The sequence below is a fragment of the Micromonospora sp. NPDC049175 genome, from assembly GCF_043197345.1.
Taxonomy (GTDB): domain Bacteria; phylum Actinomycetota; class Actinomycetes; order Mycobacteriales; family Micromonosporaceae; genus Micromonospora.
In genome coordinates this window covers 322867-340721 of record NZ_JBICSY010000005.1, presented here as the reverse complement: position 1 = coordinate 340721, position 17855 = coordinate 322867, and the positions used below count along the sequence as shown (strand labels likewise).

The window sequence follows — 17855 nt, the reverse complement described above, 5'->3', positions numbered from 1 at the left end:
GGCCAGTGCGCGCGTCCCGACTGATCTCGTTGCTGTTGCTGTTGCAGGCGCGCGGGTCGATGACCGCGAGCGAGCTGGCACGGGAGTTGGAGGTCTCCGAGCGGACCGTCTACCGGGACGTGCTGGCGCTCTCCGCCGCCGGGGTGCCGGTCTACGCCGACCGGGGTCGGGCCGGCGGTTACCGGCTGCTCGGTGGCTACCGCACCCGACTGACCGGGCTGACCCGGGACGAGGCGGAGGCGCTCTTCCTCAGCGGGCTACCCGGGCCGGCCGGCGAGATGGGGCTCGCCGACGCGGTCGCGTCCGCCGAGCTGAAGGTGCTCGCCGCGCTGCCGCCCGCCCTGCGCGACGCCCCGGCCCGTACCGGGCAGCGGTTCCACCTGGACGTACCGGGCTGGTTCCGGGAGACCCCGCCACCGCGCTGGCTGCCCGAGCTGGCCCGGGCGGTCTGGGCGGACCGGGTGGTGGAGTTGCGCTACCGACGCGGCGACCGGGAGGTGGGCCGCCGGGTCGAGCCGTACGGGCTGGTCCTCAAGAGCGGGATCTGGTATCTGGTCGGCCGGGTCGGCGTGGACGCGCGCACCTACCGGGTGGACCGGGTCACCGGGGTCGAGGTGGGCGAGGAGCAGTTCGACCGCGACGAGGGCTTCGACCTGGCCGGGCACTGGCGCGAGCAGGCCGGGTCGTTCCTGCGGACCATGCTGCGGGCCGAGGTCACCGTCCGGCTGAGCCCCGCCGGCCTGCGCCAGCTCCGACACCTGGTCGACGCCCCCAAGGTGTACGACGAGGTGGTCGCCGCCGCCGGACCACCCGACGGGCAGGGCTGGGTGGTGGCGCGGCTGCCCGTCGAGTCGGTCCCGGTGGCGTACCACCAACTGCTGGGGCTCGGCCCCGAGGTGGAGGTGCTCGGTCCACCCGAGCTGCGGCAGTTGGTGGCCGAGGCGGCCGGCCGCCTCGGCGCGCTCTACCGGTAGCCGGTGACGTCCGACGGCTTGCCCGCGTCGACCACCTCGGTGATGTAGCGGAAGCCCTCCGGTTGGCTGCCGTCGACGTCGGTGAAGCCGTACACCTTGGACAGTGTGCCGGCGTCGACGGACTGGCCGTTCCAGCGGGCCTTCTCCTCGTCGGCGGCGAGCGCGGCCACCGCGCGGCCGACGAATGCCGGCGTCTCCGAGATGAGGAAGTTGGGGTCGGTGGCGGCGCCGTCGCGCCAGTTGTCCTCGGTCACGCCGAAGTGCTCGAGCATCGCCTCCGAACGGATCCACCCGGGGGTGAGCGCCACCGCCGTGCAGCCGTGCGGCTTCAGCTCGTGGGCCTGGGAGAACGCGAGCCGGTTGACCGAGACCTTCGCCAGGTCGTAGAAGACCGACAGCCGGTAGTTGTCGTCGTTGTACGCCTTGGTGCCGTCACCCATCTCCACCACCAGACCGCCAGGCTTGCGGATCAGCAGTGGCAGGGCGAAGTGGCTGGTGATGATGTGCGTGTCGATGGCCAGCCGCAGGGTGCGGAAGCCTGCGTCCAGAGGCTGCTCCCAGACCGGTTTGTCCCAGGTGACCAGCGGGTCGCCACCCCAGATGTCGTTGACCAGCACGTCGAGCTGGCCCTGCTCGGCGTCGATCCGGGCGATCAGGTCGCGGACCTGCTCCGGCACCAGGTGATCGACCCGAACGGCGATGCCCGTGCCGCCAGCCGCGGTGACCAGCTCGGCGGTCTCCTCGATGGTCTCCGGCCGGTCCATCTCCGAGCGGCCGGCGCTGCTGCTGCGGCCGGTGGCGTAGACGGTGGCGCCAGCGGCACCGAGCTGGACGGCGATCTGCCGACCGGCGCCCCGGGTGGCGCCGGCGACCAGCGCGATCTTTCCTGTCAGCGGTTGTGTCATACCAGCGAGGTTGTCAGCGATACCTGACAACCGGCGTCCGAATTACCGGACCGCTCTGGCGAACCGGGGGGGACCTCGGCGACCAACCTTCGCCTTAATCCACCAACCGGACGCGGACGCGGCGGTTGGCCCGGCCCTTGCTCTCCACCTTCACGACCTGCACCTTGCCGATCTGCGCGGTGGACGCGACGTGGGTGCCGCCGTCGGCCTGCACGTCCAGTCCGACGATGTCGACGATCCGGACCTCCTGCTCGTCCGGCGGAATGAGGTTGGACTGGGTACGGATGATGTCCGGCAGGGCCAACGCCTCGGTGCGCGGCAGCACCCGGGTGGCGACCGAGCGGTCGGCGGCCACCTCGGCGTTGACCAGCTCCTCGATCCGGCTCTTGAAGTCCGGCGGGACCTCGGGGAGGTTGAAGTCCATCCGAGCCTCGCCCGGTTCCATGTTTCCGCCGGTGACGAGCGCGCCGAAGTCGCGGAACACCACACCGCAGAGCACGTGCAGGCCCGAGTGGGTACGCATCAGCCGGGTGCGGCGCTCGTCTTCCAGCGCGCCGACGACCTCGGTTCCGGCCGGCGGCAGCGGGTCACCCTCGGCGGGGATCAGGTACGGGTCGTCGCCTTTGCGGGTGCCGACGATCCGGGTCTGCACGCCCTGCCACAGCAGCACGCCGTGGTCCGGCGGTTGGCCGCCGCCGCCCGGGTAGAACGCCGAGCGGTCCAGCACGATGCCCTGCTCGGCGTCGGCGTGCAGGACCGTGCACGTCCATTCCCGCAGGGTCGGATCGGCAAGGTCGAGTCGGTGCGTGCGGCCATGGTGTGTGACGCCCATGACACGGCAGGTTACTCGTTGAGGAAGCCGGCGACGCGGTCCCGTAGGTCGGCGCGGTCCGTCCAGAGGACGCCGGGCCTGTCGTACACGTGCAGGGTGGCCCGGGGCAGCGCGGTGGCGAGCCGTTCGGCGACCTCGACCGGATGCAGGTCGTCGCCCGCGCAGCCGATGACAAGCGCCGGCGCGGTGACCGCCGCCAGGTCACCGATCTGGCGCAGCGACGTCTGCTCGGCCAACGTGGCCAGGCCTTCGGCCAGACCGTCGCGCAACAGCTGGTCGAGGCGCTGCCGCAGGTACGCCCAGCCGGCCGGGGTGTTGCGCACCGCCGCGGGCAGCTCCAGCGCGACGACGTCGGCGACCGCCGAGGCCTCCCCGCTCTGCACCGCTTCCAGCAGATCCGTGATCCGTTGGTGGGCGACCGGCCCGCGCGGCTCGTCGAGCACCGCCGGCAGGAAGAAGACGAGCTTCTCGAAACGCTCCGGGCTCTCCGCGATCAGGCGGCAGAGGGCACCGGCACCGAGGCTCGCGCCGAATGCCCGACTGGCCCCGCCGAGGTCGGCGATCGCCCGTAGATCCCGGGCCAGGTCCAGGTAGTCCCACGGCCCGTCCGGCGCGTCGGACCGGCCGTGCCCACGGAACTGGAAGAACACCTTGCGGCCGGTCACCCCACTGCCGAACGGGCGGGTGGTGGCGATGCCGTTGCCCAGCCCGTGCGCGAAGACGGTGACCGGGTCACCGGTGCCGGTGACCAGCCGTTCCAGCCGTACGCCGTGCGGGGTGGCGACCAGCTCGGTCTCCGGCTCCGGCAGCGCCGGTCGGCCGGTGCGCGGCCCACCCGGGCCGGGACCCCAGGTGCGGGGGCCGCTGTCCGGTGGGGGTGGCCAGCGAAAACCTCTCACCAGAACCCTTTGCCGTCGCTCAGGTCGCGCAGACCGACCCGAACGTCGAGGAGGTAGATCAGACCGGCGGCGATGCCGATCAGACCGAAGAGGCTGATCGGGCCGAAGCCGAGCAGAGTCAGCACGAGGCAGACCGCCAGGATGGCGATCCAGCCACCCTTGGGCAGCGTCCCAATGGCGGGGAAGGCGTCGGAGCGCTGGGTGATCGCGTGCACCAGGGCGACGCCCTGGACGATCAGCGCGAAGACGAGCAGGATCAGCTCGATCACGTAGCGGACTTCGAACGCGAAGATCGGCGCGGCGTTGGCCATGCGGGCAAGCTTATGTCGAGGACCCCGGCTACGTCCGACAAGGACGCCGCCGGGGTCGTCGACCTGACGAACTACTCGGCCGTCGGACGGGTCCGCTTGGTGGCCCCGGGCAGCTTCGCCGACGGGGTCGCGGCCGGCTTGGCGGCCTTCGGTGCACGGGTGGCCTTCTTGGCGGCGGCCGGCTTGGCCTCGGCGATCTCGGCAACGTCGGCCGGGGTCGGCACCACGGCCGACGTCGGCACCGCGGCCGGGGTCGACACGTCGGCCGGGGTCGCCGCCGGGGCGGTCGGGGTGGCGGTGACCGGCGTCACGGCCTCGGTCGCCTCGATGTCGGCGTTGACCGTGTCGGCCGCCTCCAGCACACCGGCGCCGACGACCCGCTCACCACGGGCGACAAGCGCGCCGTACGCGGCGTAGGCCCGCTCCTGGGCGGCCTGCGCGCCCGCGTACACCAGGATGGCGTTGCGGGTCGCGGCAGCCCGCAGCTTGTCGAGGTCGGCGGCCTCACGCAGCTTGGCCAGGTCGGCCGACTCGCGCAGCTTGGCCAGGTCCAGTTCGCGAAGGGTCCCGGCGGTCTCGTTGGCGGTCCGCAGCGTCTCGGTGGCCTTCTGCCGCAACTCGAAGCCGGTCAGCACGGCCCGGCCGCCCAGGTCGGCGACGACCCGGGTGCCGAGGACGCCGACCACGGCCGGCAGCTTGCGCAGGTGCTCGATGGCCAGCTCACCGGCGCCGGCGGCGGCGTAGAGCGGGGCGGGGATGCGATTGGTCTTCGGCTCGCTCATGAGGTCTCCTCCTCGGCCACCGGGGCGGCCTCGCGGGCCGCCGGACCGGCGGCCTTCTTCTCGGGGGTGCTGGTGCTGCCCGGGGCGGGTGCGGTGCCCGCCTCGGTGACGGCGACCGACTCGAGCACGGCCTCGGTCGGGGTGCCGCCTGCGGTGGTGGGGCCGGTGGCGGCCAGGTTGGCCACGTCGGCGGGCTGGTCGGCGACGTCGGTCGGGGTTGTCGCGCCGGTCGCGCCGGTCGGGGTTGTCGCTCCGGTGCCCTCGGCGTCGGCCTGGGCCTCGGCCAGCCGGGTGTTCTCCCGGCGGAACGTCTCGTAGATCTGGCTGAGCGACTGCTTCTGGGCCATCGTCAGGTCGGCGTCCACCGCGATGGCGGCCAGCACGCCGTGGCCCTCCTTGTCGTCGAGCAGCCCGGCGCGCAGGTACATCGCCGGGGTGGAGACCCGCAGCGCGCTCGCGAGTTGCTGAAGCACCTCGGCGCTCGGCTTGCGCAGGCCGCGTTCGATCTGGCTGAGGTACGGGTTGCTGACCCCCGCCTGCTCGGCGAGCTGCCGGAGCGAGATCTTGGCGTTGCGCCGCAGATCGCGGATGAACCCGCCGACGTCGGGAAGGTCCTTCGGTGTGGCCATGACAGCGACGCTAACCGGCCGCGCTAGCTCTTGCAAGCAAAATGCTAGCCACAGTTAGCAACGTCTCAGCGCCCGTTTGCGCACCGCTCCGCCGATCCGTACGGTCCGTTCGTGCACAAGATCACAGTCAATGGAGCAAGCATCGCGTACGACGAGGCCGGCACCGGTTCGCCTGTCGTGCTGCTGCACGCCGGCATCGCCGACCGGCGGATGTGGCGGGGGCAGGTGTCCGCGCTCGCCACCCGGCACCGGGTGATCGTTCCGGACCTGCGCGGCTACGGAGACTCGGAGCTGCCCCCGGCCCCGTTCGCGCACCACGACGACGTGGCCGGTCTGCTGGACGCGCTCGGCCTGCCCCGGGCCGCCCTGGTCGGCTGTTCCTTCGGCGGGTCGGTCGCCATCGACACCGCGCTGGCCCACCCCGACCGGGTGAGCGCGCTCGCGCTGTTCGGCACCGCGGTCTCCGGCAACGAGTGGTCCGAGGAGGCCAACGACCTCTGGGACAACCTGGTCGGAGAGGTCGACCCCGACGACTTCGTCGCCGGAGCGGCCGGCGAGGTGCGGTTCTGGGTGGTCGGCCCGGCCCGCCAGCCGGCGGACGTCGACCCCGAGCTGATCGCGTTCGCGCAGGAGATGGACGAGCGCGCCCTCGCCGCCGAACTGGCGCTCGGCGCGGTCGAGGTGGGCGAGCTGACCCCACCGGCGATCGGCCGCCTCGGCGAGCTGAGGGTGCCCGTCCTGGTCACCGCCGGGGCCGCGGACGTGCCGGACATCAGGCGGCTCGCCGACCGGATCGCCGCCGAGGTCCCCAACGCGGTACGGCTGCCGGACGTGCCGGACGCCGCGCACCTGTTGCCGCTGGAGCGCCCGGAGCCGGTCAACGCCGCGTTGCTCGACTTCCTGATCTGAGGCCTGTTTCATAAGAACTGGCCTCAGCAGCACACGCGACGCGGAGCGGCCCCGACCGCGCATCGGACGGCGACGGGGCAGTTGGGCGGTCCGCCGGCTCCGACCGCCGGAGCACGGACCGCTGGTGTCACCAGAGCGGGCGGACCGCGCCGACCGGAACGCCGCCGCCGAAGAGCGGCGCCTCCGCGTACTCGGTCAGCACCGGGGCGTCCACACCGAGCCGGCGCAGCGCGGAGACCAGCACCGGCATCCGGGCCCGGTCGGCGCCGTCGTCGATCTTCAATGCGACGGCGCCGACGCCCGGCAGGGCCACCGCGATCACACCCTCGGCACCGATCTTGGCCAGCAGCCCCGGGACCCCACGCATGAGCCGGGTGTCGTCGGCCTGGGTGCCACCGACGATCTCCGGGTACCCACGCATGGCGTCGGCCACCGCGCGGGGCGCCGAGCCGGGCTCGGCGCCGACCAGCCGGAGGTACGCCCCGGCAAGACCGGTCAGCGACACGGCGAGCACCGGGGCGCCGCACCCGTCCACACCCACCGCCGCCGCCTGCTCGCCGGTGAACTCCTCGATGGCCGCCCGCACCCGCTGCTGCAACGGGTGCTCCGGCCGCCAGTAGCCATCCCGCGGCCACCCGGCGGCCTCGCAGGTCAGCAGCATTCCGCTGTGCTTGCCGGAGCAGTTCATCTGCACCCTGCTCGGCCCGCCGCCGGCGCGCAGCACGGCCTCCCGGGCCGCCGCGCCCGCCGGCAGGTCGGGCGGGCAGTGCAACGCCTCCGCGTCCAGCCCGGCGCGCTCCAGCAACGCACCGACCCGGGCCAGGTGGAAATCCTCACCCGCGTGGCTCGCCGACACCAGGGCCAGGTCGGCCGGGTCGGTGAACGTCAGACCGGCCCGAAGCATCCCGATCGCCTGCATCGGCTTGCTGGCCGACCGGGGAAAGACCGGCGACGTCACGTCCCCGGCGGCGGCCACCGGCACACCGACGGCGTCCAGCACCACCACCGAGCCGCGGTGCGCGCCCTCCACGAACCCGGACCGGACCACCTCGGCGAGCGGCGCGCCGCCCTCGTACGTCTTCGTCACGCGCTGGACGGTACCGACGGTCCCGGGGTGCCCGTCGGCGGGGTGACCAGGTCGTCCATCGCCCGGGTGACAGGAGCGTAGGACCAGCCCGGCCTTACAGCCCGAGCAGCTCGCGGGCCTCGCTGGTGGTCAACGGCGGGCGCTGAGCGAGCTGCGCGAAACCCACCGCGCGGGCGACAAGTTGCATGTTGGACTCCACCGGACGCCCCTTCGCGTACGTCACCGTGTCTTCCATGCCGACCCGCAGGTGCCCGCCCGTCGACAGCGCGGCCAACAGCACCGGAAGCGTGCTGCGGCCGACGCCGGTGGCCGAGAAGGTGGTGCCCTCGGGCAGGTCGCGCAGCATCCGGTGGGCGGCGACAAGCGTCTCGGTGGTGCCCGGCATGCCGCCCGGCACGCCCATCACGAAGTCGACGTGCACGTGCCCGCCGGCCGGCATCCCGTACTTGCCGAGCAGTCGCTGCAACGCGGACAGGTGACCGAGGTCGAAGATCTCGTACTCCGGCACGATCCCGCGCTCCTGCATCCGGGTGTGCAGGTCGACGATGAACTCCCAGCGGTTGAGGAAGACGTCGTCGCCGAAGTTGACGGTGCCCATGGTGCAGGAGGCCATGTCCGGCCGGGCGTCGAGCACGGCGAGCCGGGCCGCCTCCGGGTCGGTCACCGCGCCACCGGAGGAGAGCTGCACGATCAGGTCGGTGCTGTCCCGCAGCGCCGCCACCGTGTCGGCCAGACGCACCGGGTCGAGGGTCGGCCGGGCCTCGTCGTCGCGGATGTGGACGTGGATCACGGCGGCGCCGAGCGCCTCGCACTCCTTGGCGGTGAGCAGCAGCTCGTCGAGGGTCACCGGCAGTGCCGGCACCTCCGCCTTGGCCGACTCCGCGCCGGTCGGAGCCACCGTGATCAACGTCCCTGTCGTCATGCCGGCGATCCTAGACGGCCCGCTCAGGACGGGTCGATCGCCGCCGCCGTCTCGCCGATCCGCAGCGCGGCGTCGTCCGGGACGTTCCGCTTCACCACCGCGAGGGCGACCTGCCCCAACTCGTGGTGCAGCACGGCGGTGCCCACGAAGCCCACCGTCCGGCCGTCGAGGGTCACCGGCGTGCCGGCCGTCGGCGGTTGATCGGTGGTCACCCCGTCCAGGTGCAGCAGGACGAGCCGACGCGGCGGTTTGCCCATGTTGTGCACCCGGGCCACCGTCTCCTGCCCCCGGTAACAACCCTTGTCGAGGTGCACCGCCGGGCCGATCAGGTCCACCTCCGCCGGAATGGTCCGGTGGTCGGTGTCCACCCCGACCCGGGGCTGCCGGGCGGCCACCCGGATCGCCTCGTACGCCCACAGGCCGGCGACCGGCACGCCCGCGCCGCGCAACTCCGCCACCACCTGCTCCATCGCCGAGCGGGGCACCAGCAGGTCCACCCCGAGCAGGCCGCGCCGCGCCCAGCCGCCGATCGGCAGCGGTTTGACGTCGTACCGGACACTCGCCCGCGGTGGCACGGCGCCGGCGGTGAACTTCGGACCGGGCACCGCGACCAGGTCCGGTGCGGCCAGCCCGGTCACGCCGAGCGTGGCCAGCGCCTCGGTCGCCGCCGGCCCCACCAGCGACAGCAGCGCCCGTTCGGCGGTCGCGTCGCGCGGGTCGACCCGGCTGAAGAACCGCATCTTCTCCAGGTAACCGAGCAGGCCCTCGGTCGCGCCCGGCTCGGTGTCCAGCCAGGCGGTCTCGCCGTCCTCGGCGACAAGCGCGTGCTGCTCGACGTGGCCGTGCGGGGAGAGCACCAGCAACTCGGTGCCCTCACCTGCGGCCAGCGTCGTCAGATACTGCGAGGTGATCGTGTGCAACCATCCGGCGCGCTCCTCGCCGGGCACCGCGATGACCCCCCGGTGCGACCTGTCGACAAGGCCGACCTCGGTGTCGAGGGTGCGCTGCTCGCGCAGCGGGTCCCCGTAGTGCGCGGCCACCCCCCGCACCCCGGCCGCGACGTGCGCCGGATCCGGCTGGTCCCGGCTGGCCTCGTCGATGCGCTCGACGGCCACCGCACCCGCGATGTCGATCATTTGTTGTCCCCGTTCTCGCAGCGTACGCAGACGCCGAAGAGTGACACGTGCCCGATATCCACTCGGAAACCCCGCTGCGCGGCCAACTCGTCGGCCAACGGCCGGAGCAGCCCCGGATCGATCTCGTCGATCGCCCCGCACTCCCGGCAGACCAGGTGGACGTGTTGGTGCTCACCCGCGGCGTGATAGGTCGGTGAGCCGTGCGACAGGTGCGTGTGGGTGACCAGGCCGAGCCGTTCCAGCAGTTCGAGCGTGCGATAGATGGTGGTGATGTTGACGCCGGCGGCGACCTCCCGGACGGCGGTGTGCACCTGCTCCGGGCTGGCGTGCCCCAGATCGAGCACCGCCTGGAGGACGAGCTGCCGTTGGGGCGTCAGCCGCAGCCCACGGGCCCGCAGCATTTCCGCGAGGGAGGATTCGGACACCGTCCGATCATAGTTCGGCCACCATGCCGGTCCGCGCACCGCGATCGACCGCCGCTACGCTCGATGGTCATGGTGATGTCGCCCACCGGGAAGGTCGGTGCCGATCCGACCGCGCGGATCGTCGTCCTCGGACGCGGGCCGGTGCCGGCCGGTGACCCGGTGCTCCGCGGTGACGACCTCGGCGTACTCCGGGGTGACGGCCTCTTCGAGACCATGCATCTGCGGCAGGGCCGGCCGTGGCTGCGCGACGAACACCTGGCCCGGCTCGTCGCCGCGGCCGACGCCGTCGAACTGGCCGTGCCGCCCACCGCGGCGCTCGTCGACCTGCTCGACGAGGTGTGCGCGGGCTGGCCAGCGGCTGTGGAGGGCGCGCTTCGGCTGGTCTGCACGCGAGGTCCGGAGAGCGGCGGCCCGCCGACGGTCTACGCCACGCTGGCCCAGGTGCCGGCGGCCTCCCGGGCGGCCCGACGGGCCGGGATCAGTGTGGCCACCCTGCCGCTGGGAGTGCCCGCCGACGCCCGCAACGGGCTGAGTTGGCTGCCGGCCGGGATCAAATCGACGTCGTACGCGGTCAACAGCGCCGCCCGCCGCTGGGCCGACCGAGCCGGGGTGGACGACGTGCTCTGGATCTCCTCCGACGGTTACGCCCTGGAGGGCCCGTGGGCCAACGTGGTGTGGCTCACCGACGACACGCTCTGCACGGTGCCGGCCGCCACCACAGGCATCCTCGCCGGCACGACCGTTGCCTGGCTGCTCGCCCACGCCGCCGAGCTGGGCCTGGGCGCCGCCGAACGGATGGTCACCACGGCCGAGCTGCACACGGCGGACGGCGTGTGGTTCACCTCGTCGGTACGCGGGGCCGTCGAGGTCCGCACGCTGGACGGGGTGCGTCGGGCCCGCTGCCCGCGCACCCCCGCCCTCCAGGCGCTGCTGGGTTTTCCCAGCTAGTCAGCCGCCGACCCGGACGAGCCGGGCGGAGAGGTGCGGGCTGAGCCCGTGCCCCATCGCGGCCATCTCCTGGGCGTAGAGCAGCGCGCCCTCGACGATGCCGAAGAGCCGCTTCCCGCCGGTGACCTCCTTGGCGGTCGGAGTCCGCACGACGGCGTCGGTGGCCAACTCCACCTGGGTGCCGGTGCGCTTGCCCAGGTGCAGCTCCATCACCCCCGTGGGCGTGGTCAGCAGCACCTCCAGCTCATCGGTCGCCCGTCCGTCCACCAGCACCGGCCGCCACCAGCCGATCTCGCGACCGGCCGGGCGGACCGGCTTGCTCTGCTCGTCCAGGATCCAGGCGCGGGACTCGTAGTGCAGGAACGGCCGGCCGTCGTGGCTGATCCGGATCTCCTGCGCGTAGTCGAAATCCTCGATGGTGGGGAAACCACCCTTGCCCCGGCCACGCCAGAGGCCGATGTAGGGCAGCAGGCCATCCAGCGCCGGGTGCAGCTTCGGCCCGACCCGCAGGTCGTGACTCTCCTCGAACGGGTACTCCTCGACCGGCGGCGCGTTCAGCCACGGCGGCTGCAGCGGGTTCTCGCTCACAGTGCCACCTTCGTTCGCGACTGCGGGGCTCGCAGACCCGGCTCACTCCTCGCGCTCACCAGCGTCCTCTCGAAATGCGTACGGCAAGGTAGACCAGGCCACCGGCGAGCCCGCCCAGGCCAGCGACCAACAGGCTGACAAACCCGATCTCGGTAACCATCCCGGCCATCCTATGCTGGGCCACATGGCCCGCACTCTCGTCGTCAAGGCCACCGCTGGGGCGGACGCCCCGGAGCGGTGCGCGCAGGCATTCACGGTCGCCGCGACGGCGGTCGCGGCCGGAGTGGACGTGTCGCTCTGGCTGACCGGTGAGTCGACCTGGTTCGCCCTGCCCGGTCGCGCCCAGCAGTTCGAGCTGCCGCACTCCGCGCCGCTGGCCGAGTTGCTGCACGTCATCCTGACCAGTGGTCGGGTGACCGCGTGCACCCAGTGCGCGGCCCGGCGCGAGATCGGCCCGGACGACGTCCTGCCCGGGGTCCGGATCGCGGGGGCCGCCGTCTTCGTCGAGGAGGCGATGGCCGAGGGCGCGCAGGCGCTCGTCTACTGACCGCCCGGCGCGGTCTGTCGATTCGAGCGGAGTGCCGATACCGACCCGACATCCCGGGCGGCTGCCTACGATTCGGATGTGACCGAGGCGACGGAGAGGTTCTTCGAAGCGCTGCCGTCCCGCGCCCCCGACATCCTGGGCGGCCTGGCCGACGGAACCCTTCAGATCGACCTCGGCGACGACGACCAGACCGAGCACTGGCTGGTCCGGATGCGGCCCGGGTCGGTGCAGGTCAGCCGAGGGCGCGGGCCGGCCGATGCCATCTGGTACAGCAGTGCCGCCCTCTTCGACCGGCTGATCGTCGGCGAGGCCCAGGCTGTCGCGGCGGTGCTGCGCAACGAGAGCACGTTCAGCGGCAACGTGGTGCTGTTCCTCGCCTTCCGCCGGTTCTTCCCGGACCCGCCCGGCACCCGCGACCCCCGGGAAACGGCGCGCCGGACAGCCGGGCGACCGGCATGAAGGAACTCGTCAGCATCCTGGACGGCAACACCTTCCTGGTCAGCGACCGGCGGGGGGACATCGAACCGTCCTACGACTTCCCCACCGGGCTGTTCTCCTTCGACACCCGGTTCCTGTCCACCTGGGTGCTGACCCTGGACGGCGAACGGCTGCACGCCCTCTCCGTCGACGACACCGAGTCGTACCGCACCAAGTTCTTCCTCGCCCCCGGGGAACCCACGCACTACCTGGACGCCAAGGCGTCGGTGATCCGCAGCCGGGCGATCGTGGGCAGCTTCGAGGAGGAGCTGACCGTGCTGAACCACCTCGGCGCGGACGTCGAGTGCACCGTCCGCATCGAGATCGGGGCCGACTTCGCCGACCTGTTCGAGATCAAGAATTCGCGGCAGAAGCGGGGCCGGACCACCGTCTCGGTCGCGGAGAACGAGCTGCGGCTGACCTACCGGCGGGAGGCGTTCCACCGGGAGATGGTGGTCACCACGAGCGCGCCGGCTGAGGTCGATGCCTCCGGGATGAGCTTCCGGATCCGGATCGCCCGCAACAGTCAGTGGACCACCCGACTGCACGTGTCGAGCGTCGTCTACGGGGCCCGTGGTGAGGACATCCGGGCCACCCTCCCGTACGGGGGCAGCCGCAGCGCCGACGTCATCCGGGCCGAGCAGCAGGAGCTGATCGACCGGGCGCCGAAGCTCGGGTGCGACTGCGAGCCGCTGGCCGGGGCGTACCGGCGCAGCCTCAACGACCTGGCCGCCCTGCGCTACGAGTCGATCGCCCTGGGCGTACGGCTGATCGCCGCGGGACTGCCGTGGTTCATGACCCTGTTCGGCCGGGACAGCATCATCACCTCACTACAGGTGCTGCCGTTCCTGCCGGAGCTGGTCCCTCCGACAATCCTGATGCTGGCCGGGCTCCAGGGGCAGCGGGTGGACGACTTCCGGGACGAGGAACCCGGGAAGATCCTGCACGAGCTGCGGTACGGGGAGACCGCCGGCTTCGAGGAGCAGCCGCACTCGCCGTACTACGGGTCGGCCGACTCGACGCCACTCTTCGTCATCCTGGTCGACGAGTACGAGCGGTGGACCGGCGACTCGGCGTTGGTCCGTCGGCTGGAGCCGCAGATCCGCGCGGCGTTGGAGTGGATCGACACGTACGGCGACCTGCTCGGGACCGGCTACCTCTGGTACCAGACCCGCAACCCGGAGACCGGTCTGCAGAACCAGTGCTGGAAGGACTCCTGGGACGCCATCTCGTACGCCGACGGCCAGTTTCCCGGCTTCCCCCGGGCGACCTGCGAACTACAGGGGTACGCGTACGACGCGAAGATGCGGGCCGCCCGGATGGCCCGGTCCTTCTGGAACGACCCGGAGTTCGCCGACCGGCTGGAGGGGGAGGCCGCCGACCTCAAGCGACGGTTCGACCGCGACTTCTGGATCGCCGACCGCGAGTACTACGCGGTCGCGTTGGACGCCGACGGCCGGCAGGTGGACGCGCTCACCTCGAACATCGGGCACCTGCTGTGGAGCGGCATCGTGGACGAGTCCCGTGCCGGCAAGGTGGTCGAGCACCTGCTCGGGCCGCGACTGTTCTCCGGCTGGGGGGTGCGCACGCTCGCCGCGGACGAGGGACGGTACAACCCGATCGGCTACCACGTGGGCACGGTCTGGCCGTTCGACAACTCGATCATCGCCTGGGGGTTGTGGCGGTACGGCTTCCGCAACGAGGCGGGAAAGCTCTGCGACACGTTGCTGGCGGCGTCCCGATACTTCGAGGGGCGACTCCCGGAGGCGTTCGCCGGCTACGACCGGAATCTCACCGACTATCCGGTGGAGTATCCGACGGCGTGCAGCCCCCAGGCCTGGTCCACAGGCACACCACTGCTGCTGCTGCGGGTGATGCTGGGGCTGGAGCCGCAGGGCGAGCACCTGATCATCGACCCGGCCGTACCACCGGGGATGGGTCGGGTCGAGCTGCTGGACATCCCCGGCCGGTGGGGCATGGTGGACGCGTTGGGGCGCAGCCGGGAACAGGCGGACCAGCCGGGCGACGGCTGACCCGAGGGCCTGCCCGGGTCAGCTCGGGCAGCCGACGGTGGCGGCCAGCCGGGTGTCCTCCGGTGCGAGGTCGGCGAGCACCGTGACCGGGCCGGCGCGGTACGCGTACACCGGGGGTTTGTCCAGCAGTGGGGTCGCGCCGGCCAGCGGGGCGAGGGCGGCCGTCGACGCCTCCGGGCCGGGACCGCCCGCCGACCGCGCGGTGCGGGCCAACCCGCCGCCCGGGCAGGGCGCGGTGACCAGCTCCGGCGCGGCGTCAGCGGGCCGGCCGAGCGCCGCCAGCGCGGCGGTCAGGGCGGCGGCTTCCGGACCGGCGGCGGTCGGCTGAGCTGGCCGGTAGCCGGAGCCGACCGGCCGGCAACCGGTGTCGACGAACAGCAGCACCCGGCCGTCCACGGTCGGCCGTCCCTCGACGGCCACGAACTCACCGGCGTCGGCGCGCAACTGTGGGCCGTTCAGCCCGGAGCGGACGCCGGCCTGCCAGGTCGCCGGCAGCCGGTCGGCGATGCCGGCCAACACGGCCCGCTCGGTGCCGGGGGGCGCGAGCACGCCGATCTCGCGGCGCAGCCTCGCCCCCTCGGCGAGGGGGGTGACCCGGCAGCCCGCCGCGATCCGCGGCGGACTCAGCTCCAGCAGGCCGGCGGCACCGGCCGCCCGGGCAAGCTCGCCGACCGCCCGGTCGACCACCGGGCCAGCCTGGTCGAGGGAACGCTGCTCGCGAACCGTGGGCGGGTCGGTGCGGACCGACATCCAGGTGAGCGCGGCCAGCAGCACGGCCCAGGCCACGGTCGCGGCCAACAGCCACCGCCCCCGTCGCCGGGCGGGTGCCGGCACGGTGGGACCGGCCGACGAGACCCAACCTGTCTGGACAGCACCGCTCACCCGGTCATGGTGTCACGCGTCCGCCGCCGGCCCGGCGGCGGAGCCGGGCGTGCCGACGAGGGCCGCCGACCGGACGGAGTCGGCGGGCGCCGGCCCACGCCGCCCGTGCTGTGCCGAGCGCACGACCGGGGCCGGTCACCCGTGCGGGTGACCGGCCCCGGTCGATCAGAGCGGTGGGTCAGGCGACAGTGACACCAACCTCGTTGACACCCCGACCTGCGGTGATCGCGGTGTCGCCGTTGCCGTGCCGGGACAGGGCCCGCAGCGTCCAGGAGCCCGGCGCGGCGAAGAACCGGAACTGGCCGGCGGCCGAGGTCACCACCTCGGCGGTGAACTCGCCCGTCGAGTCGAGCAGTCGGACGTACGCGCCCGGCACCGGCTCGTCCTCAGCGGAGCGGACGATGCCGGTGATAACGGTTTCCTTCTCCAGGTCCAGGCTGGCCGGCAGCGGCGCGGCCTGGTCGGGTGCGGCGCAACCCGCGGCGGTGGGGAGCGTCATGATCAGGCCTCCCCGGGTTCGTCGCCGAGCGCGACCGGCACGCCGACAAGGGAGCCGTACTCGGTCCAGGAGCCGTCGTAGTTCTTGACGTTGCGGTGGCCCAGCAGCTCCTGCAGCACGAACCAGGTGTGCGAGGAGCGCTCGCCGATGCGGCAGTAGGCGATGGTCTCCTTGCTGTCGTCGAGGCCCGCGTCGCCGTAGATCCGGCGCAGGTCGTCGTCGGAGCGGAAGGTGCCGTCCTCGTTGGCCGCCTTGGACCACGGGACGCTGATCGCGGTGGGGATGTGGCCGGCCCGCTGCGCCTGCTCCTGGGGCAGGTGGGCGGGGGCGAGCAGCCGGCCGGCGAACTCGTCCGGGCTGCGCACGTCGACGAGGTTCTTGGTGCCGATCGCGTCGACGACCTCGTCGCGGAACGCCCGGATGGAGGTGTCCGGCTCCTGCGCGACGTACTGCGTCGCCGGGCGGGTCACCGCGTCGGTGACCAGCGGGCGGGCATCCAGCTCCCACTTCTTGCGACCGCCGTCGAGCAGCTTCACGTCGCGGTGGCCGTAGAGCTTGAAGTACCAGTAGGCGTACGCGGCGAACCAGTTGTTGTTGCCGCCGTAGAGGATGACGGTGTCGTCGTTGCTGATGCCGCGCTCGGAGAGCAACGCCTCGAACTGGGTCTTGTTGACGAAGTCCCGGCGGACCTGGTCCTGGAGGTCGGTCTTCCAGTCGATCTTGATGGCGCCGGCGATGTGGCCGGTGTCGTAGGCCGAGGTGTCCTCGTCGACCTCGACGAAGACGACGCCCGGGGCGTCGAGGTTCTTCTCGGCCCACTCGGCCGAAACGAGTGCGGTGTCGCGACTCATCGAATCACTCCCTGGTGAGGATGGATGGTGAGCCAACGCGCGCGTATCGATGGGTGTGACTGTCGCACCACGCGCGGGACCCAGCGGAAGGACGGGATCACGGGTTCGTGCGACGGCGCCGCTGCCGGGCGTTCGGTGGGATTACCGGAGGGTGCGAGAACCCTGTGCCGGTGGCCGCCGTCAGGCGGCCGGAGACAGCCCCGCCGTCAGATGACGGGGCGACACAGGCAGGTGGCCACGCGGCACAGGTCGACCGCGCGCCGTTTGGTGAGGTGGGTCCCCATGAGCAGGGAGCCTACCAGCCGGTGACCGTGCTGCCACTGAGCCGACCACCATCCGGGAATGGCCCGGGCCGGCGTCCGGCCCGGGCCCCACTCAGCTCGCGGAATTGATCGGTACGTTCTTCGCGTCGGCGGTGACCGCCAGCCCTTCCGGCAGCGGACGGACCTCCCGGACGGCGAGTTGGAACGGCAGGTCCGGAAGGGGAACGTCGATGGAGATGCTCTTGGCGAAGTTGCTCAGGGCGGTGCGGGCTATCGGCAGGTTCGGCAGACCAGCGGCGTCCAGGTCGTTGAACCGCAGGGCGACCGCGCCGTTGTCGGCGACCGTGACGTCGGCGGTGCCGCTGATCGTGACCTTCTGACCGAAGATGTCGATCGGGCCCGTGATGGCGAGCTTGCCGTTCTGCTCGCCGAGGGTGAGCCCGGGGCGCTTCAGCAGCGCCGCCAGACTCTCGTAGCTGATCGTGCCGGTGCCGTCGACGGTGTCGGCCACGACGTCACCCTGGCCGGAGCGCAGGGTGTCCACCGAGGCCCGCACGTTGCGGGCGTCCACGTTGAGCACCGACAACCGCACGGTGTCGCCCTGGACCGGGGCCTGCACGTCCCGCAGTTTGATCGAGATCCGCTGGTAGCGGCCGTCGAGCACCTGGGTGAGGAACGGGACTCCGGCGACCTCCACGTCCGGCTTGGTGGACTGCGCGCCCTGCTTGGTGACCTCCTGCTGGACGCGGTCACCGATCATCCGCTCGGCGACCCCGACGGCCACCCGGTCGGCGACCACAAGCAACCCGGCCAGCAGCAGGAGCAGCACGAACAGCCCGATGAGCAGCTTGCGGCCACGGCGTCGAGGTCGCGCCTCGTCCACCGGATAGTCCTGCGCCACGCCGCCTCCTGTCTCCGCCCGTCGCGTCGCGACAGGTCGTTCGTACCGACGCCGC

The 17855-nt window shown here is 72.4% G+C and carries 23 protein-coding genes; 6 read left to right on the top strand and 17 right to left on the bottom strand.

Going from position 1 to position 17855, the window contains the following annotated elements; translation table 11 throughout:
- The first annotated feature begins 5 nt into the window (after positions 1–5).
- Positions 6–974 carry a helix-turn-helix transcriptional regulator gene (locus ACGFH8_RS21830; RefSeq protein WP_393369828.1) on the top strand — a complete coding sequence of 323 codons (969 nt, stop codon included), beginning with the start codon at positions 6–8 and terminating at the stop codon, positions 972–974.
- Here ACGFH8_RS21830 and ACGFH8_RS21825 read toward each other — a convergent pair.
- From ACGFH8_RS21825 to ACGFH8_RS21800, 6 genes are all read right to left on the bottom strand, one after another.
- Positions 965–1879, bottom strand: a complete 915-nt coding sequence (locus ACGFH8_RS21825; protein ID WP_393369826.1) for an SDR family oxidoreductase — start codon at positions 1877–1879, stop codon at positions 965–967. The two genes, ACGFH8_RS21830 and ACGFH8_RS21825, sit on opposite strands and share 10 nt — an antisense overlap.
- Positions 1880–1973: 94 nt before the next feature.
- On the bottom strand, positions 1974–2711 hold the full coding sequence (locus ACGFH8_RS21820) for an alanyl-tRNA editing protein (RefSeq protein WP_393369823.1): 738 nt from the start codon (positions 2709–2711) through the stop codon (positions 1974–1976).
- Positions 2712–2722: 11 nt separating this feature from the next.
- Positions 2723–3610: an alpha/beta fold hydrolase gene (locus ACGFH8_RS21815; RefSeq protein ID WP_393369820.1), complete on the bottom strand. Its 888-nt coding sequence runs from the start codon at positions 3608–3610 to the stop codon at positions 2723–2725.
- The gene (locus tag ACGFH8_RS21810) at positions 3607–3921 is read right to left on the bottom strand and encodes a DUF2516 family protein (RefSeq protein WP_088950380.1); all 315 of its coding nucleotides are present in this window, start codon (positions 3919–3921) and stop codon (positions 3607–3609) included. Before ACGFH8_RS21810 ends, ACGFH8_RS21815 begins: the two co-directional genes overlap by 4 nt.
- 71 nt (positions 3922–3992) lie before the next feature.
- Entirely contained in the window at positions 3993–4703 is a 711-nt protein-coding gene (locus tag ACGFH8_RS21805) for a hypothetical protein (RefSeq protein ID WP_393369818.1), read from the bottom strand.
- Entirely contained in the window at positions 4700–5332 is a 633-nt protein-coding gene (locus tag ACGFH8_RS21800; RefSeq protein ID WP_393369815.1) for a helix-turn-helix domain-containing protein, read from the bottom strand. Before ACGFH8_RS21800 ends, ACGFH8_RS21805 begins: the two co-directional genes overlap by 4 nt.
- Before the next feature lie 111 nt (positions 5333–5443).
- Here ACGFH8_RS21800 and ACGFH8_RS21795 point away from each other — a divergent pair, with 111 nt between their 5' ends.
- Positions 5444–6241: an alpha/beta fold hydrolase gene (locus tag ACGFH8_RS21795; RefSeq protein WP_393369813.1), complete on the top strand. Its 798-nt coding sequence runs from the start codon at positions 5444–5446 to the stop codon at positions 6239–6241.
- Between the two features lie 127 nt (positions 6242–6368).
- On the opposite strand, the gene ACGFH8_RS21790 is transcribed toward ACGFH8_RS21795, so the two are convergent.
- The 4 genes from ACGFH8_RS21790 to ACGFH8_RS21775 all read right to left on the bottom strand — a co-directional run bounded on the left by ACGFH8_RS21790 (position 6369) and on the right by ACGFH8_RS21775 (position 9811).
- Positions 6369–7328, bottom strand: a complete 960-nt coding sequence (locus ACGFH8_RS21790; RefSeq protein WP_393369811.1) for an asparaginase — start codon at positions 7326–7328, stop codon at positions 6369–6371.
- Between the two features lie 94 nt (positions 7329–7422).
- Positions 7423–8250: a 3-keto-5-aminohexanoate cleavage protein gene (locus ACGFH8_RS21785; RefSeq protein WP_393369808.1), complete on the bottom strand. Its 828-nt coding sequence runs from the start codon at positions 8248–8250 to the stop codon at positions 7423–7425.
- Positions 8251–8273: 23 nt separating this feature from the next.
- Positions 8274–9386, bottom strand: coding sequence for a YgfZ/GcvT domain-containing protein (locus ACGFH8_RS21780; RefSeq protein WP_393369805.1), 1113 nt, complete (start codon positions 9384–9386; stop codon positions 8274–8276).
- Positions 9383–9811 (bottom strand): Fur family transcriptional regulator, encoded by a 429-nt coding sequence (locus ACGFH8_RS21775; RefSeq protein ID WP_357253782.1) that lies wholly within the window; start codon positions 9809–9811, stop codon positions 9383–9385. Before ACGFH8_RS21775 ends, ACGFH8_RS21780 begins: the two co-directional genes overlap by 4 nt.
- Positions 9812–9880: 69 nt before the next feature.
- Between ACGFH8_RS21775 and ACGFH8_RS21770 the strand changes: the two genes are divergently transcribed.
- Positions 9881–10759: an aminotransferase class IV gene (locus tag ACGFH8_RS21770; RefSeq protein WP_393369802.1), complete on the top strand. Its 879-nt coding sequence runs from the start codon at positions 9881–9883 to the stop codon at positions 10757–10759.
- Here the strand turns inward: ACGFH8_RS21770 and ACGFH8_RS21765 are convergent, their stop codons facing one another.
- Positions 10760–11347: an FABP family protein gene (locus ACGFH8_RS21765; RefSeq protein WP_393369800.1), complete on the bottom strand. Its 588-nt coding sequence runs from the start codon at positions 11345–11347 to the stop codon at positions 10760–10762.
- Positions 11348–11402: 55 nt separating this feature from the next.
- The gene (gene mtfM / locus ACGFH8_RS21760; RefSeq protein WP_030327764.1) at positions 11403–11507 is read right to left on the bottom strand and encodes a small membrane protein MtfM; all 105 of its coding nucleotides are present in this window, start codon (positions 11505–11507) and stop codon (positions 11403–11405) included.
- A gap of 12 nt (positions 11508–11519) precedes the next feature.
- Between mtfM and ACGFH8_RS21755 the strand changes: the two genes are divergently transcribed.
- The 3 genes from ACGFH8_RS21755 (at position 11520) to ACGFH8_RS21745 (ending at position 14404) form a co-directional block, all read left to right on the top strand.
- Positions 11520–11894 (top strand): DsrE family protein, encoded by a 375-nt coding sequence (locus ACGFH8_RS21755; protein WP_030490116.1) that lies wholly within the window; start codon positions 11520–11522, stop codon positions 11892–11894.
- A 78-nt stretch (positions 11895–11972) separates the two neighbouring features.
- The gene (locus tag ACGFH8_RS21750; RefSeq protein WP_393369797.1) at positions 11973–12353 is read left to right on the top strand and encodes an SCP2 sterol-binding domain-containing protein; all 381 of its coding nucleotides are present in this window, start codon (positions 11973–11975) and stop codon (positions 12351–12353) included.
- Positions 12350–14404 (top strand): glycogen debranching N-terminal domain-containing protein, encoded by a 2055-nt coding sequence (locus ACGFH8_RS21745; RefSeq protein WP_393369795.1) that lies wholly within the window; start codon positions 12350–12352, stop codon positions 14402–14404. Before ACGFH8_RS21750 ends, ACGFH8_RS21745 begins: the two co-directional genes overlap by 4 nt.
- 18 nt (positions 14405–14422) lie before the next feature.
- Here the strand turns inward: ACGFH8_RS21745 and ACGFH8_RS21740 are convergent, their stop codons facing one another.
- From ACGFH8_RS21740 to ACGFH8_RS21720, 5 genes are all read right to left on the bottom strand, one after another.
- Positions 14423–15286: a hypothetical protein gene (locus ACGFH8_RS21740; protein WP_393369792.1), complete on the bottom strand. Its 864-nt coding sequence runs from the start codon at positions 15284–15286 to the stop codon at positions 14423–14425.
- Between the two features lie 178 nt (positions 15287–15464).
- Positions 15465–15785 carry a DUF1416 domain-containing protein gene (locus ACGFH8_RS21735; RefSeq protein WP_393369790.1) on the bottom strand — a complete coding sequence of 107 codons (321 nt, stop codon included), beginning with the start codon at positions 15783–15785 and terminating at the stop codon, positions 15465–15467.
- A 2-nt stretch (positions 15786–15787) separates the two neighbouring features.
- The gene (locus tag ACGFH8_RS21730; protein WP_393369787.1) at positions 15788–16636 is read right to left on the bottom strand and encodes a sulfurtransferase; all 849 of its coding nucleotides are present in this window, start codon (positions 16634–16636) and stop codon (positions 15788–15790) included.
- Between the two features lie 206 nt (positions 16637–16842).
- Entirely contained in the window at positions 16843–16920 is a 78-nt protein-coding gene (locus tag ACGFH8_RS21725) for an Ms5788A family Cys-rich leader peptide (protein WP_310503780.1), read from the bottom strand.
- Between the two features lie 91 nt (positions 16921–17011).
- The gene (locus ACGFH8_RS21720; protein WP_393369784.1) at positions 17012–17800 is read right to left on the bottom strand and encodes a DUF2993 domain-containing protein; all 789 of its coding nucleotides are present in this window, start codon (positions 17798–17800) and stop codon (positions 17012–17014) included.
- Positions 17801–17855 lie beyond the last annotated feature (55 nt).